Raw genomic sequence first — 16,612 nt, forward strand, 5'->3', positions numbered from 1 at the left:
AAAACTTATTAATAATCTTAAGAAACCTAATTAATAAGGCATCCTATCAAATAATAATTAGTGTGACATAGAGGTTTTAACGCCACCTTTCGGAATTGGTACATAAGCGGTTTCTTTATCTGTTCTATGTTTGTTATTACGAACTTTAAGCACAGTTCTGATACCAAAGAAGATGATACTATAAACAACCAGCAAAAATAGTATACTTAAACCCGCATTAGTATAATTATTAATCACAATATGGTGCATATTATCAATTTGCTGAGAAGTTAGCGAGTTAGCATCAGCAATGCGACGATTGTACTCGTTAGCTAAATAGAAGAATCCTTCCAATTGAGGATCATTACTAAACAGTTTTAATACTAATGCCCATGTAGTACAAATTAATAACCAAACGGCTGGAATGATTGTTACCCAGACGTATTGAGCTCGTTTCATCTTAATTAATACAACTGTCGCTAACACTAACGCTACAGCCGCCAACATTTGGTTAGAGATACCAAATAATGGCCATAAGCTCTTCACACCCCCTAATGGATCGACGACGCCTTGATAAAGCAAATACCCCCATAAACCAACACAACCAAGCGTACCAATAAAGCCAGCAACGAGTGAATCGGTTTTCTTCAAGAAAGGCACATAATTACCTAATAAGTCTTGTAGCATAAAGCGACCTGATCGTGTACCTGCGTCCAATGCAGTTAAGATAAATAACGCTTCAAATAAGATCCCAAAATGGTACCAAAAGCCCATATTTGCACCAGGAAGAATTTGATGGAAAACATGCGCAATACCTACAGCTAAAGTAGGCGCCCCACCAGCACGATTTAAAACCGATGGCTCACCAATGTCTTTCGAAGTTTGCATGATTTGTTCAGGTGAAATGACAAATCCCCATGAACTAACCGTTGCAGCAGCATGAGTAGTGACATCTTTCAATTGAGCCATAATCATAGGCGCATCCTCTGTTCCGAGTTTATGCAAATCTGGCATGGTAATACCTAACGCAGATGGCGGGGTATTCATTGCAAAATAGAGACCCGGCTCAATAATGGACGCTGCCACTAAAGCCATCATTGCCACAAAAGATTCCATCAGCATTGCACCGTAACCAATAAAACGAGCATCGTTTTCATTAGCCAATAATTTTGGTGTAGTACCTGAGGAAATCAATGCATGGAAACCTGAAACAGCACCACAAGCAATCGTGATAAATAAGAATGGGAATAGCGAGCCTTTCCAGACAGGACCGGTACCATCGACATATTGGGTAACATCAGGCATTTTTAAATCAGGATTTAAAATAACAATACCTATTGCTAAACCCACAATTACGCCAATTTTTAAGAAAGTAGCTAAGTAATCGCGTGGTGCTAAAATCAACCAAACAGGTAACATGGCAGAAACAATTGCATACCCTACAAGAACATAAGTAATTGTGGTCGCCTTGAAAGTTAACGCTGGTCCCCAATAAGGGTCATGCGCAATAACCCCACCATACCATATTGATAAGATTAATAATATTATACCAATAATTGAAACTTCCAGTACTCGTCCCGGTCGTAGCAATCGCATGTAAATCCCCATAAATAAAGCAATTGGTACTGTTGAACAGACGGTAAATACGCCCCAAGGACTTTCAGCTAATGCTTTAACCACAATTAATGCTAATACTGCAAGTATAATTAGCATAATTAAAAAGCAACCAAATAAGGCGATAGTGCCAGGAAAAGCCCCCATTTCTTCTTTGATCATTTCACCTAATGATGAACCATTACGGCGTGAAGATAAAAATAGAACCATAAAGTCTTGCACAGCACCAGCAAAAACGACCCCAGCAAGTAGCCATAGTGTGCCCGGTAAATACCCTACTTGTGCAGCAAGAACTGGACCAACTAGAGGTCCTGCACCAGCAATGGCAGCAAAATGGTGACCAAACAAGACATATTTGTTAGTTGGCACATAATTTAAACCATCATTATTAATCATTGCAGGAGTTGCGCGGGTAGGATCTAATTGCATAACGTTTGATGCAATATACAAACTGTAATAACGATATGCGACAAGGTAAATTGATACTGATGCAGCAACAATCCATAGCGCACTAACATGTTCACCACGCCTTAAAGCAACCACAGCAAGGCAACATGCTCCAATAAGAGCTAAGATTAACCATGGAATGTGCTTAAAGACTTTATTATTCATGATCATTCTCTTCAAAAATCCAAATTAATTAGTTTGATATTTAAGTCCATCAAAACAAAGGCTATTTAACAATGACTGTAAATGATTAATAGGAATCTTCTTCATAAATAAAAGATTAAATTATCATTTTTCAATGACTTAATTTATCAACTAAAGGTCCTTTATGTTGGAGAACATAGTAAGTTTTAATGTATAAAAATAGTAATATTATTTAAGTTTTAGGTTGGATTAAGACTATGAGTGGTCAAAATTAGACATTAAGCGGTAAAATAAACATCAATCAATAGGCTTTTAAGTCAGTTGTTATAGCCTTAACAAGGCTTTAAGAAATTTTAGGTAACGGCGACTAACCGGAACAGAAATATCATTGATAAAAATTACATCTACACCGCCAGCATCATTAAAACGGATTTCTTTAAGTTTTTTTAAATTAACAAGATATTGTCGATGGCAGCGAATTAAAGGTGTTTTGTCTTCAAGTGTTTTTAAGGTTAATTCTGTGTAATATTCATTATTGGATTGATTGAAAACATAAATCCCACTGATTTTCGATGAAACATAAAAGACATCCTCTAGGTTTAATAAATAAATTCGATTATGCCCAATGCATGGAATGTATTTTAGATTCTGATTTATCTCTTCTGATTCATTGATCTTTCTTGATAAGCTTTGATGATGTAAACGATGTAAAGTTTTATTTAATCTTTCTTGCTCAACAGGTTTAAGGAGATAATCAAAGGCTTGTTCTTCAAATGCCTTGATAGCAAATTCGCCATAAGCCGTTAGAAATACGATCCTAGGCATGGTTTGTGGGTTAAGCATAGATAACATTTCAATGCCGTTTATTTTTGGCATTTGGATATCCAAAAAAACAACATCAGGTTGCAGACGATGAATTTCACGTATTGCTTCCATAGCATTATTACACTCAGCAATAATAGAAATTTGAGGATCGTTTTCTAATAAACAACGTAAATTTTCGCGTGCGGGTAATTCATCATCAACAATAATAACTTTTAGCATTGAACCTTCGTATCCTTTTGCAACGGCAAGATTAACATCACTTTCGTATATTCATCCGATTTACATTCTATCTTGATACCGTATTTTTCACCATAACGAATCTTGATCCGTTTATCGACAAGATTTAGACCTAATCCATGGTTATCTTTTTTATTTTCACAATAATTACCTGCATTATCAATAATTTCTATTATTATTGATTGACTCTTGTCATAAGCACGTATAATTACTTTTCCTACTCCGATCAATTGTGAAGTACCATGTTTTATTGCATTTTCAACAATGGGTTGTAATGAAAACGCCGGCAATTGTACACATTCTAATTCGGATGGGATATCAATTTCGATAGTCAATTGATCCATAAATCGCATTTTTTCAATTTGTAGGTAGGCGTTAACATGCTCAAGCTCATCTTTTAAAGTGACTATTTCTTCGGTCATTTTTAAGTTTTTTCGAAAAAACGTAGATAAATTTTGCACTAATTGCGAAGCTTGTGTTTTATCACGGCGAATGACTGCAAGCAAAGTATTTAAAGCATTAAATAAAAAATGAGGATTCACTTGCGCATGCAGTAATTTAATTTCTGTTTTGGAAAGCAGTTGTTTATAGTATTCATACTTACCGGCTAGAATTTGGGCGGATAATAGGCTGGCTATACCTTCTCCGAGAGTTCGATTTATTGAGCTAAATAAGGTATTTTTTGCTTCGTACAGTTTAATGGTACCAACAACAGTATTATTTTCACCTCTCAGTGGTATAACGAGTGTTGAACCTAAGCGACAACCTTTACTTATGGAACATTGATAAGGTTGATGTGCACCATCAAGATATTGTACTTCATTCCTTTCAATCGCCTTAAAAGTGCTATTAGAGGTTATTAGTGTTCCTGGTTTATGATGATCATCCCCAATACCTATAAAAGCTAATATTTTTTCTCGATCAGTAATTGATACCGCACCAATATCAAGTTGCTGATAAATGATTTGAGCAACTTTAGTACTATTGCACTGGTTAAAACCATCGCGCAACAAACCTTCAGTACTAACAGCAATTTTTAATGCTCTGGCTGAAAAAGCTGAAGTATATCTATCAAATATTGCCCGTCTATCTAATAAAATCCGCATGAACATCGCCGCTCCAATACTATTGGCAATTATCATCGGTGCGGCAATACTTCTAACTATATGCAAAACGACATCAAAGGGTCGAGAAATGGCTAGCACTATTGTCATTTCAAGTGTTTCAACCAATAATCCTAAAATACCAACTAAAAAAGGATTGTAGATAAGATCGACCCGTCCTTTTTTCATTAATAAGTAGTGAACCAGACCACTTAATAAACCGGTTAAAATAGTTGATAACATACAACTTTCAGCAGTAATACCGCCCATTAAATAACGATAAAATCCACCTGTAATACCAACAAGTAATCCAACAATTGGTCCACCAAGAAGTCCTCCCAAAATAGCGCCTATCGCTCGCGTATTGGCAATCGTGTCTTCAATATGCAAGCCAAAATAGCTTCCCATAATACAAAATAAAGAAAAGATACAATAACAAACTAGTTTGTAAGGTAAATGTACAGTAACTTGCATAAGAGGAATAACAATTGGTGTTTTACTTAGCAAATAAGCAATCACTAAGTAAACACACATTTGTTCTAGTAGCTGTAAGACAAGATCAAATTCGAACATAATATTGCTACCAAATCGAAACGGTCAAAAAATTTCGATAAAAGATTGCCGATTTATTTATCTAATAAAGAAAATGTCTGTTTATTCTGAGTTGTCGAGTCAAAACCAACGAACACATTAAATTTACCCGATTCGGCAACATATTGCATTTTATCATTCCAAAATTTTAACATGTCATATTTGATGACAAATTTTACTTGACCTTTTTCATGCGGTTTTAACGTAATATTGTCAAAACCGACAAGCTGCTTGACAGGACGGCTGACCGATGCAGTAATATCTTGTAAATACAGTTGTACTGTTTGTGTTCCTGATCTTTCGCCAATGTTTTCAACATTAGCAGTGACAATAATCTCACTGTTCTTAGTCATTTCAGTGTTGGACAGAACAAAATCAATGTTAAAATTGGTATAACTCAAACCGTAACCAAATGGGAATAATGGTTCGTTAGGGCTATCAAAGTAGGAAGTTGTATATTTACCCATATTTTCAATTCCCCTAGGTCGCCCCGTGTTTAAATGGCTATAATAAACAGGGATCTGCCCAACATTAAGAGGAAAAGAGATAGGTAATTTTCCCGAAGGGTTATAATCACCAAATAATACATCAGCGATAGCATTACCTCCTTCTGTGCCTAAATACCATGTTTCAAGCATAGCATCAGCTTGGGCATACTCTTCGTTTAATGTTAATGGACGTCCATTCATTAAAGCAATCACTAATGGTTTACCTGTCGCTTTTAAAGCTTTAATTAACTGTTTTTGGCTAATTGGTAAAGATATATCTGTTCGGCTTGATGACTCGTGCGCCATACCTTGAGCTTCACCAACAAATGCAATTATGACATCGGCTTTTTTTGCTTTTAGAACCGCTTCATCTATCATTTTATCCGCAGGTCGATTATCAAATTTGGTCGTTTGTTCATATAAATTTAAAAAGCGATATAAATTAGCATCATTTGATAGATTTGCTCCAAAGGCATAATTTACTGAATGGACATTATTCACCGCATGTTTAATGCCTTCTAGTGGTGTTACCGCTAAATCAGCTCGACCTGCCCCTGACCAACTACCCAAAATATCACGTTTTGAATCAGCTAACGGACCCACTACAGCAATCTTTGCATTTTTAGAGATTGGCAAAATGTTATTGCTATTTTTTAATAAGACAATACTACGACGAGCAACCTCTCTTGCTTCTTGACGATGCAAACGGTTATCAGCAAACATGGTAGTGCTATCTAAGTGAGGATCTAAATTTCGGTGAGGATTATGAAATAATCCCATATCATATTTAAGTTCGAGTACATGACGACAAGCCTGATTAACTTGAGCTTCAGTAACTGCACCTTCTTTAATCAATTCGGGTAAAAATTGTAAAAAATATTCATCGTTCATGCTCATATCAATCCCGGCATTAATAGCAACACGCACGGCATCTTTCGGATCGCTTGCCACACCATGATTAATAAGTTCGCGTATTGCACCATGGTCACTCACTACAACACCATTAAAATGCCACTTATCACGAAGTATTTCCGTTAAGAGCCAGTGATTAGCTGTTGCTGGAATACCATTAACACTGACTAACGCAACCATAACAGCACGGCTACCTGCATCAATAGCCGCTTTATAAGGCACCAAATATTCTTGGAACATTTTACGTTCACTCATGTCAGTACTGTTATACTCACGTCCCCCTTCAACAGCTCCATAAAGAGCAAAATGCTTAACCGAAGTCACTAACGATTTTTTATCTGCCAACGATTGTTTTTGCATCTTTTCTACAAAAATCCGTCCAGCTTCTGACGTTAAATAAGGATCTTCCCCAAAACCTTCAGAAACACGCCCCCATCTTGGATCTCGGGTAATATCAACCATAGGAGCCCAAGTAATATTTAATCCATCGGATGTGGCTTCATCAGCCGAGACGTCAGCCACTTTACCAATGGCATGACGATCCCAAGTTGCGGCTATGCCTAAATTGATAGGAAATACTGTTCTATGACCATGAATTATATCAAAACCCAGTAATAGTGGAATTTTATTGGGGGATTTTAAAGCGCGATCTTGCATCTGTGATAGATCAGGTTCGACAATGGTATTAAATATTCCCCCAATCTCTCCTGCTTCAATTTCATCGAGCGTCTTGCTAAGTGTCTGTTCATCACCCACACTAATTAAACGCAGTTGACCAACTTTTTCTTTAATGGTCATTTTGGATAATAGATCATCAATAAAGCGTTTTTTTTCTTCGCTTTGAGTTTGTTGTGCTAACAGACTCCCAGAAAAGGCGATAAGAAATAAAAGTGTCGCTATTTTTTTTATCATAATATTTTTTATTTAAGAGGATAGATTAATGAATAGCATAACGCATTCATTGAAGAAAATCTTACTTTATAAGCATTGATTTTCATATTTAAGACGCTTTAGCAATGGTTATTTTAAATTTTTATACTAAAACGTATAGTTAACCTCAAACTTTTTGACAACAATAAATTTATTTGTTAAAGGTTAACTTTGTCGACTAACGTCGACAAAAATGAACATTAATTTTGATTAGTCTCTAAAATTAGTAAACTGGAATGGTTGTCCAAATTCTCCATTTCGCACTAAAGTCATAGTAGCTTGTAAATCGTCCCGAGATTTACCCGTAACTCGTACTTGCTCACCTTGCACTTGAGCCTGTACTTTTATTTTGCTATCTTTAATGGTCTTTACAATTTTCTTGGCTAACTCTTTATCAATTCCTTGTTTAAGCTTAACAGTCATACTGTACAGTTTACCACTGTGTTCCATTTCTTCTGGAATTTCTAAAGCACCGCCATCAATACCACGCTTGGCTAACTTATCACGTAAAATATCGAGCAATTGTTGTACTTGGAAGTCAGATTGACTTGTCGCTTTGATTGTTTCATTTTTTTCATTTAATTCAAACGATGCTTCAACGTTTTTGAAATCCCAACGGGTTGCCAATTCTCGTGTAGCATTTTCAACGCCGTTTTTAACTTCAGGCATTTGTATCTCAGAGACAATATCAAAAGAAGGCATAAACTCTCCTCTTATAATGGTTATAAAAATAATTAGATTTAAGAATGAATAAAATATCAGCCGCCTTTCTAATTAGGCGGCATGTAAAGACGATGACAGCTAAATTAATCGATAGTACGTAGTAGTTCGTTAATACCTACTTTACCTAATGTTTTTGCATCTACTTTTTTAACAATGACTGCACAATATAGGCTATATTTGCCATCTTTAGTGGGTAAGTTACCTGACACTACAACTGAACCTGCTGGTACACGACCATAATGGACTTCACCTGTTGCACGATCATAAATTTTAGTGCTCTGTCCAATAAATACGCCCATTGAGATTACACTACCTTCTTCAACAATCACACCTTCAACGATTTCACTACGTGCACCAATAAAACAGTTATCTTCAATTATTGTTGGATTAGCTTGTAATGGTTCTAATACACCACCAATACCCACACCACCTGATAAATGGACATTTTTACCAATTTGTGCACAAGATCCAACTGTTACCCAAGTGTCAACCATAGTACCTTCATCAACATATGCACCAATGTTAACATAAGATGGCATTAAAACGGTGTTACGTGCCACATAAGCACCTTTACGCGCAATAGCGGATGGCACAACACGAAAACCTTCTTGCTGGAATCGAGCTTCATCATAATCGGCAAATTTTAATGGTACTTTATCGTAATAATTCGTTGCACCACCATTAATAAGTTGGTTTTCATTAATACGGAAAGAGAGCAACACCGCTTTTTTTAACCATTGATGAGTCACCCAATTGCCATTAATCTTTTCCGCAACACGCATCTTACCGCTGTCTAATAAAGCGATACATTGATTAATTGCGTCACGTGTTACTGCATCAACATTTGATGGAGTGATTTCTGCGCGGCGTTCAAAGGCTGCGTCGATAATAGTTTGTAATTGTTGCATCTCGAGTTTCCTTTACTTATAAGTCCGTTACTAAATATAAAATGGATAAACAGTATAATATAATCTTCCTTGCTTTTTAAGTGGTTTGTCATCGCCAATAAGTTCAGTGAGAAAAAAATACAATTTATTTGGAACAAATCACACAGATTTTTCCTTCCTAAAAAACATTTGTAGAGTAAATTGTACAATTATCCATATCAGTTTTAAGCACAAAAATGATTATGCATGCTCAAGGTTTTTCATTACTCGAACTTTTAATAGTTATAGGCATTAGCTCTATTCTTGCAACTGTGGGAATTCATCATTGGAAAGCTATTCAACTTCGTAATGAATTAGTTTCAACAACACAACAATTGGCTCACTTTTTAAATGAAGTTCAGGTAAAAGCTTATACCGAAAATCAAAATTATAAACTTTTTGTTTTTTCATCTCCTTGGTGTTTAACCATTACATCCGAAGAACGCCCCACATCTTGTAAACAAGGTGCATTGCAATTTATCAAACCAAATAATACTGTAAAAATTAGTGGATTAACTGAAAAAAAACATATTTATTTTTGGGGAAGACGCAATATGGCACAATCATTTTCCTTAGAGCTATCTAATGAAATTGGTAAAAGTAAAGTTTTTGTCTCATACCGTGGGCGTATTCGATTTTGCCAGTTGAACAGTTATTTACCGAGTTTACCGCCATGTTAAAGGCGTTAGGATTTTCATTATATGAAATGTTAATTAGCATTACTTTAGTAAGTTTGATTGTGATAGGGATAACATCTTTTTATAATAAATTACAACAAAATACATTGCATCATTACCAAATAATGCATTTGCAACAAACTATTAAGCAAGCATTAGTTGGTTTATCAAAAGACATCAAACGAGCGGGATTTATTGCCGATGATCCAACTAAAATGAAAAAAAGTGCTTTTGAAATAGTTGGCTCTCTAAACTGTATGATTATTCGATATGATAGTGAAATTCGCCATGATTGGATCGACGATCCTTGGAACTTAAACAATTCGGATATATTTACTTACCGTTTCAAAAATAATAATGTTGAATACAGAACTGGAGCAGTAAATTGCAAAGAGACCAAATGGGAAAAATTATTCGATCCTGCTGAAATTAAAGTAACAAAATTTGATATCAAACAGAAAAATAACACAATTGAATTATCAATTGGAGCTGAATTAAAAAAACACAAACATGTTAAATATCAAATAACAAAAATAATCAAAAATGAAAATCTATTTAAGACTGCATCAGAATAATGAAAATGGTTTTAGCGCTATTATCATGGTCGTTATTTTAATGGTCATTGGATTATTCTTATTAACGAATTTTAATCTATTACTGATTTCTTGGCAGAAAACTGTTGTTATGGAAAATCGCTATTATCGACAGTTTAATCAAGCAAGTTCAGCATTGAATTGGGCTTTAACACAGGATTGGCAAACACCAACAAAACATTGGCAATGCTTAACAGACTCAAAATACCATTTAAAAGCTTGTGTAAAAAAATCACTGCTAAAAGTAGATAATTATCAACTTTTACGAAGTGAAGCTGATGGTTTCTTTTTATATTCGCTTGCACATTTAAATGGTACAAAACTTGTTGTAGAAAAAGGTCATTGGTTAGATTACTGTCCGGAGAAAAGAAGCAGTGATTGTGAATAATAAAAATATTATGGGATTTAGCTTAGTTGAAGTAATGATAGCAAGTTTACTATTTTCAATTGTCATTCTTGGTTTTACAGGTTATCAACAATCACTAATTTATCAATACCATTATCTTTCTAATCAGTTACAAGCAGAACAAATAGCGTTTGAACTGCTTGAAAGTTATCCCGAGATTACCAACGATATTATTCCAAATGATTGGCAATATACGCTAAAAAGTGAACAATATAACATCAGATGCAAAATGATTTTTGTTACTGTGACACCAATGAATTATAAGTCAGTCAATCAACAACGGTTATTTTGCCATTAACTGCCAAAATTTTACCATAAAAAACACAAAAATTATCCGGAACTCAATGAGCAATTCAACCAATCCTGTAAAAGTTGTAAAACTTCCTGTGTTTTTTCAGCATGCACGTTATGCCCTGCGCCAGAAATAGTTACAATTTCAGCATGGGGAAATTGAGCATAAATAGTATTTTGATATTTCTCAGCTAAATAAACCGAATTTCCTCCACGAATAAATAATATCGGTTTTAAACATGGCGCATTAGCTGGTATGATTTGCCAGTCGCAAATGTTTGCGTATTGATCATTGATGGCATTTAAATTAAATAGCCAATGTTGATTTTTATAAGATTTTAATAAAAAAAGACAAATTGCGTCAGTAATACCCGCTTCTCGCATAACTGCCATAATTTGCTTTCTATCGGTAATCTGGTTATTAAGGCAATACATTAAAGATCGTAATATAATCGCGTTAGGTGATCCATTATATTTTACTGGCGCGATATCAATCACAACTATTTTTTGGATGAGATCAGGGATAACTTGTGATAATTGCATCGCTACTTTTCCCCCCATAGAATGCCCAATCAAAATGATATCTTTTAATTGAAGTTCGCGACAAAGGTCAGCCACATCTTGCGCCATTGCGGGATAACTTATTTGGTCTGACCAAGGTGATTGGCCATGATTACGCAAATCAACTTGTAATGTTAGATATTCAGATACTAGACCGCCAGCCAGCTGATTTAAATTATCTAAGCTACCAAACACGCCATGCAGAAAAACAACAGGTTGCCCTTTACCTTGCAATTTATAATTTAATTTCATCTTTCAACTTAGTATTTTATATTTAAATATGAATAATATATGGTTAATGCTAAATTCACCAACAATTAATTCAATAACAACAATCTTCATAACTATGATAAAATATTAAAACAGTTTTTAAAAAAGTGTTAAATCGTATGTTTCATAATAATCCGCTACTTGCACAACTTAAGCAAGAACTTCATCAACAAACACCGCGTATTGAAGGTACTGTCCGAGCCCATGAGAAAGGATTTGGTTTTTTAGACGTCGACAATAAAACCAGTTATTTCATTACAGCTAATAAAATGAAAACCGTGTGCAATGGCGATAAAGTATCTGGAACAGTAATTGAAAATGGTGATAAAAAGTTTTTTGAACCTGAATCACTAATAGAAAGTCCCTTACAAAGATTTATAGGAAAAATCGGTTTTCAAGAACAAACAATGGTTATTTATCCTGAAAACATGCCTTCAAATTTAGCCATTCGATGTAAAAATAATAAACAGATTCAAGAGAATCTCAAAGATGAAGATTGGGTAGTCGCCACATTGATTTCTCATCCTCTAGAAGAAGGTAAAAATCATTTTTTAGCAGAAATTACGCATTTTGTGGCTGAAAATGGTTCAATTTATCTACCTTGGTTAAAAACTTTAGCCCGACATAATTTAGAATCGAATCCCCCACAATCGGATACATTAACCATTGATGAAAATGAACTGATTAATCGTCAAGATTTAACCGATATAAACTTTTTTACCATAGATAGTGAATATACAGAAGATATGGATGATGCCATTGCCATTTCAAAAGACGAGCAAGGTAATTACCAACTTAAAGTCGCTATTGCCGATCCCACAGCGTATATTTCACAAGACAGTCAATTAGATAAGATCGCTAAACAAAGAAGCTTCACAACTTATTTACCTGATTTTAACATTCCAATGCTACCTGAAGAGTTAGCCAATAACCTTTGTTCTTTAAAAGAAAACCAAAAAAGACCGGCGTTAGTATGCAATATTAATATCGATGTAAACGGTAATATAGATGAAAATAGCATCATTTTTATGACAGCATTTATCGAATCAAAAGCAAAGCTTTCTTATAATAATGTTTCAGATTTCTTAGAAAATGCTGATGAATTGCTATCTAATAACGCAACATTACCCGAGCAACTGAATTCATTGTTAGATTTGGCAAAAACAAGAACTATCTGGCGACAAAACAATGCACTTGTTTTCAAAGACAGCAATGATTATCGTTTTGTGCTTGATGAAAATCGTCATGTCAAATCTATCAATAAAGAATCTCGTCGTATTGCCAGTCAAATTGTTGAGGAAGTAATGATCATTGCCAATCAAGCCTTAACATTGCAATTTATTAATAAAATCGGATTTGGTATATTCAATATTCATTCAGGTTTTGACATTAAATTTATTGATCAAATTTTGAAAGTTCTCACCAATCATGGTATTGAGGGATTTAATAAAGAATCATTATTGTCTTTCGATGGATACATTAAATTACGACGAATGATCGATAATGATGCGTTTTTATCAGCTCGGCTCCGTAAATGTCAAAGTTCGGCCGATTTTTCAATTGAACCACAACCTCATTTTGGCTTAGGATTGAATGCTTACGCTACTTGGACATCACCAATACGCAAATATGGGGATATGGTTAATCATCGTTTAATTAAAAATTATTTACGTTCACATTCTTTGAATAAACCCGACAACGAGCAGCTAAAGATCATCAATGAAAGACGTAAATTATTACGCTATGCTGAACGAGATATCGCTGAAAATCTTTATGTTCAATACTTATCAGATAAAATTGGTGATAACTTTGTTGCGGAGATTGTCGATATCAACCGCGGAGGTGCTCGTCTGCGTTTAACGGATATTGGTGCATTTGTGTTTTTACCACTCTCAATGATTCATCCAACTCGAGAAGAAGTGGTTTCATTTCCTGATGAGGGCGTCATTAAAATTAATAATAATATCTGTTATAAACTTGCCGATACCCTTACCGTTAAAATTCACCAAGTTAAAAAAGAGAATCAATCAATAATTGTTAAATTAGTTACCGATAAATAATGGCATAAAAAATTGAATTCACAATAATCTTGTTGATTTTGCAACCCCTGATATTACATAGGGGTTGCCTAACTAATAATTGATGATATTTTAACGCTCAACCTCTTTTTTTTCTTAATAATATCTGATATCTTTCTTCATCCATTAAAATATTTTTATCAACTAAAATAAACAAGATTCAGAGGGTGCTATGTTATCAATTCATGGACATGAAGTCTTACAAATGATGGCTGGTAATAACTATACAGAATCATCTCTTCTTCAAGCCATTGAAACAAAATTTGGGAAAAATGCTAAATTTCACACTTGCTCTGAAGCTAATATGAATGCAGAACAACTCATCTGCTTTTTAAAGTTAAAGGGTAAATTCAAACCTGCTAATAATTCTGGATTTACAGTCAACGAAACAAAAATCTGTCGTCATTAACTTTGTAAGATATTAGTGACTGTTCATAATGCTTTTTTTTACACATTTGAATTAATCGTATGGTGTATTTAATAGAATATGAGTATATAATTTCGCGCAGATATTAGCCTGCCCTAAAATTACAACTCGAAAAATATATTCATGGAATTTATATATGAAATTAAGTAATATTTTTATATGCGCAATTGTTCCTATTTTTATTGCCAGTTGTGCGCATAAATCGGTTACATCCGTTAAAAATGTAGAACCTTCACAGACTGAAACGGATCGATTATCTGTATTAATGCAAAAAACAGAATCGAATAACCCATATGTGATTGATGCAAAAGATCAATTACAAAAACTGGTTCAATCAAAAAATTTTAACGAATACATTTCAAATGAAGGTATCCTAGACTGTGTTAATGACAAGAACCAATCAGCGTGTGTTTTAAATTTTTATCTTCATCAATATTATAAATTAAAATATGATTTTCAAGTTAAAAAAATTATTGAAAATAATCAAATAGAGCACAAAATTGAATTAAGCAAAATCAATACTACACAAGCGAATATCAACAACTATTGTGACCTTTCAGCTGATTTTATTGCAGCTATTTATACAAACAATAATAACAAAACTTCTACTTTTCAGACGTTATTCAAAATGAATAAAGAAGACTTATCAATTTTACATACTAAAATTCTCAAGGATAACTATACTCACTTTTTGATTGATGAAAATCCAAGTATTCTTCAAGAAATGAAGGCAGAATTTATGGAAAAGTGTCTGAATGATCCTAAGAATAACATTATCAATTATCTAAATATTTTCCGTTAACCCGAATGCGAGTTTTTATGTATAATTTATTACCAATCAGTCAGTTTAGTAAAACAGTAACTTGCAAAATGCTTTGCTTAGTTTCAGCTCTTTTTATTAGTTTTTCTTCATCAGCTTTTTCGTTTAACGATGTTATTACTAAAGCAGAAAAACTATCAAAGAAAAGTTATGTACAACCATCTAAAAACATACCAAATGAGTTAGCGGCTTTACAATTTGCTGATTATCAGAAAATTCAATTTAATCATGAAAAAGCTTATTGGAATGACAAAAAAAATCGTTTTAAATTAGAGTTTTATCATGAAGGGATGTATTTTGACACCCCCGTTCAAATCAATGAAATTGTCAATAATCAAGTTAATGAAATTAAATACGACCCAAGTTATTTTGATTTAAGTCAAGCAGGATTAGAAAATCTAGACACAAAAAAACTTGGATTTGCCGGATTTAAGGTTCATTATCCAATAAACAATCCAACTAAAACCGATGATGAAATTTTTACAGCGCTTGGAGGCAGTTATTTCCGAGCAGTAGGAAAAGGTCAACGATATGGATTGTCCGCTCGAGGATTAGCCATTGATACCGGAGAGATGACTGGTGAAGAGTTCCCTCGTTTTAAGGAGTTTTGGCTCGTAAGACCATTGCCTAAACAAAAACATTTAGTCATTTATGCTTTACTTGACTCACCTCGCGTAACAGGCGCTTATAAGCTCATTTTAGTACCAAGTATAGATACAACAATAACGGTTGAAGCTAAAATATTTTTCCGCGATTCGGTAAAAAAACTCGGTATCGCCCCTTTGACAAGTATGTATTTATTTGGTCCAAATCAGCCATCTCCTTTATTAAATTATCGACCAGCAATGCACGACTCTAATGGGTTATCTATTTTATCTAACAGTGGTGAGTGGATATGGCGACCATTAAATAATCCAAAACGCTTATCTTTTTCATCATATAGTTTTGATGCTCCTAAAGGTTTTGGATTGATTCAACGAGATAACGGATTTGAGGATTACCAAGATCTTGATGATCATTATGAACTGCGCCCTAGCGTGTGGACAGAAATTTTAGGCAATTGGCAAAAAGGTCGTGTTGAATTGGTTGAAATTCCAACTGCTGATGAAACAAATGACAATATCGTTTCTTTCTGGGTACCTGAAAAACATTACAAAGCCGGTGATAGTCTTGATATTAAGTATCGATTGCATTATTCATTAAATGAAAAGCAACGTTATCCAGATAATGTAGCTAGAGCAATTAGCACTCGATTATCATTAGGTGATATAAAGCAGGCAAATTTAATCCGTAAACTTGATGGTTCAAACGCTTATGTTATTGACTTTGCCGGTCCTAAATTATCAGAACAAGAACCGGTCAGAGCAATATCAAGCATTAATAACGGATCGATTGTGAGTTCTGAGGTACAATATAATTCAGTCACAAAAGGCTGGAGAGTTCTTATACGGTTCAATGTTCAAGACAATAAAAAACCAACGGATATTCGTGTTCAATTAGCTTCAGAGAAAACGAATGAGATTTTATCTGAGACATGGAGTGGTCAATATCCAGGGCAATAACGATAATA

At 34.3% G+C, this 16,612-nt stretch carries 15 protein-coding genes; 8 read left to right on the forward strand and 7 right to left on the reverse strand.

The annotated features are described in order from the left end of the window. Positions 1–57 precede the first annotated feature (57 nt). The 6 genes from J4T76_RS01590 to dapD form a co-directional block, all read right to left on the reverse strand. Positions 58–2,205: a carbon starvation CstA family protein gene (locus tag J4T76_RS01590; RefSeq protein ID WP_416380588.1), complete on the reverse strand. Its 2,148-nt coding sequence runs from the start codon at positions 2,203–2,205 to the stop codon at positions 58–60. Between the two features lie 303 nt (positions 2,206–2,508). Continuing rightward, a complete protein-coding gene (gene btsR, locus J4T76_RS01595) occupies positions 2,509–3,228 on the reverse strand; it encodes a two-component system response regulator BtsR (protein WP_267339381.1) in 720 nt (239 codons plus the stop codon). Next, a complete protein-coding gene (locus J4T76_RS01600; protein WP_267354435.1) occupies positions 3,222–4,922 on the reverse strand; it encodes a sensor histidine kinase in 1,701 nt (566 codons plus the stop codon). The genes btsR and J4T76_RS01600 overlap by 7 nt, the downstream gene beginning before the upstream one ends. Positions 4,923–4,975: 53 nt before the next feature. Continuing rightward, entirely contained in the window at positions 4,976–7,249 is a 2,274-nt protein-coding gene (gene bglX / locus J4T76_RS01605) for a beta-glucosidase BglX (RefSeq protein WP_416380589.1), read from the reverse strand. 231 nt (positions 7,250–7,480) lie between these two features. Next, positions 7,481–7,972 (reverse strand): YajQ family cyclic di-GMP-binding protein, encoded by a 492-nt coding sequence (locus tag J4T76_RS01610; protein ID WP_267339384.1) that lies wholly within the window; start codon positions 7,970–7,972, stop codon positions 7,481–7,483. A gap of 104 nt (positions 7,973–8,076) precedes the next feature. Beyond that, positions 8,077–8,901, reverse strand: a complete 825-nt coding sequence (dapD, locus tag J4T76_RS01615; RefSeq protein ID WP_267339385.1) for a 2,3,4,5-tetrahydropyridine-2,6-dicarboxylate N-succinyltransferase — start codon at positions 8,899–8,901, stop codon at positions 8,077–8,079. A gap of 215 nt (positions 8,902–9,116) precedes the next feature. On the opposite strand from dapD, the gene J4T76_RS01620 reads away from it, so the two are divergent. From J4T76_RS01620 to J4T76_RS01635, 4 genes are read left to right on the forward strand one after another with little or no spacing between them, the layout of a single operon-like run. Continuing rightward, a complete protein-coding gene (locus J4T76_RS01620) occupies positions 9,117–9,599 on the forward strand; it encodes a prepilin-type N-terminal cleavage/methylation domain-containing protein (protein ID WP_267355713.1) in 483 nt (160 codons plus the stop codon). Continuing rightward, entirely contained in the window at positions 9,557–10,171 is a 615-nt protein-coding gene (locus J4T76_RS01625) for a prepilin peptidase-dependent protein (protein ID WP_267339387.1), read from the forward strand. The genes J4T76_RS01620 and J4T76_RS01625 overlap by 43 nt, the downstream gene beginning before the upstream one ends. Continuing rightward, complete coding sequence (locus J4T76_RS01630) at positions 10,140–10,577, forward strand: DUF2509 family protein (RefSeq protein WP_267339388.1); 438 nt, start codon at positions 10,140–10,142, stop codon at positions 10,575–10,577. The genes J4T76_RS01625 and J4T76_RS01630 overlap by 32 nt, the downstream gene beginning before the upstream one ends. Next, complete coding sequence (locus tag J4T76_RS01635; RefSeq protein ID WP_267339389.1) at positions 10,570–10,893, forward strand: type IV pilus modification PilV family protein; 324 nt, start codon at positions 10,570–10,572, stop codon at positions 10,891–10,893. The genes J4T76_RS01630 and J4T76_RS01635 overlap by 8 nt, the downstream gene beginning before the upstream one ends. 32 nt (positions 10,894–10,925) lie before the next feature. Here J4T76_RS01635 and J4T76_RS01640 read toward each other — a convergent pair whose 3' ends face one another. Further along, entirely contained in the window at positions 10,926–11,699 is a 774-nt protein-coding gene (locus J4T76_RS01640; protein ID WP_267345258.1) for an alpha/beta fold hydrolase, read from the reverse strand. A gap of 137 nt (positions 11,700–11,836) precedes the next feature. Between J4T76_RS01640 and J4T76_RS01645 the strand changes: the two genes are divergently transcribed. The 4 genes from J4T76_RS01645 (at position 11,837) to J4T76_RS01660 (ending at position 16,604) form a co-directional block, all read left to right on the forward strand. Beyond that, on the forward strand, positions 11,837–13,777 hold the full coding sequence (locus J4T76_RS01645) for an exoribonuclease II (RefSeq protein ID WP_267355715.1): 1,941 nt from the start codon (positions 11,837–11,839) through the stop codon (positions 13,775–13,777). A gap of 190 nt (positions 13,778–13,967) precedes the next feature. Beyond that, on the forward strand, positions 13,968–14,204 hold the full coding sequence (locus tag J4T76_RS01650) for a YecH family metal-binding protein (RefSeq protein ID WP_267339392.1): 237 nt from the start codon (positions 13,968–13,970) through the stop codon (positions 14,202–14,204). Positions 14,205–14,358: 154 nt separating this feature from the next. Continuing rightward, positions 14,359–15,024 carry a hypothetical protein gene (locus J4T76_RS01655; protein ID WP_267339393.1) on the forward strand — a complete coding sequence of 222 codons (666 nt, stop codon included), beginning with the start codon at positions 14,359–14,361 and terminating at the stop codon, positions 15,022–15,024. Positions 15,025–15,041: 17 nt separating this feature from the next. Further along, positions 15,042–16,604 carry a glucan biosynthesis protein G gene (locus J4T76_RS01660; protein WP_267339394.1) on the forward strand — a complete coding sequence of 521 codons (1,563 nt, stop codon included), beginning with the start codon at positions 15,042–15,044 and terminating at the stop codon, positions 16,602–16,604. Positions 16,605–16,612: the final 8 nt, after the last annotated feature.

This window comes from Gilliamella sp. B3022 (assembly GCF_028751545.1).
Lineage (GTDB): Bacteria > Pseudomonadota > Gammaproteobacteria > Enterobacterales > Orbaceae > Gilliamella.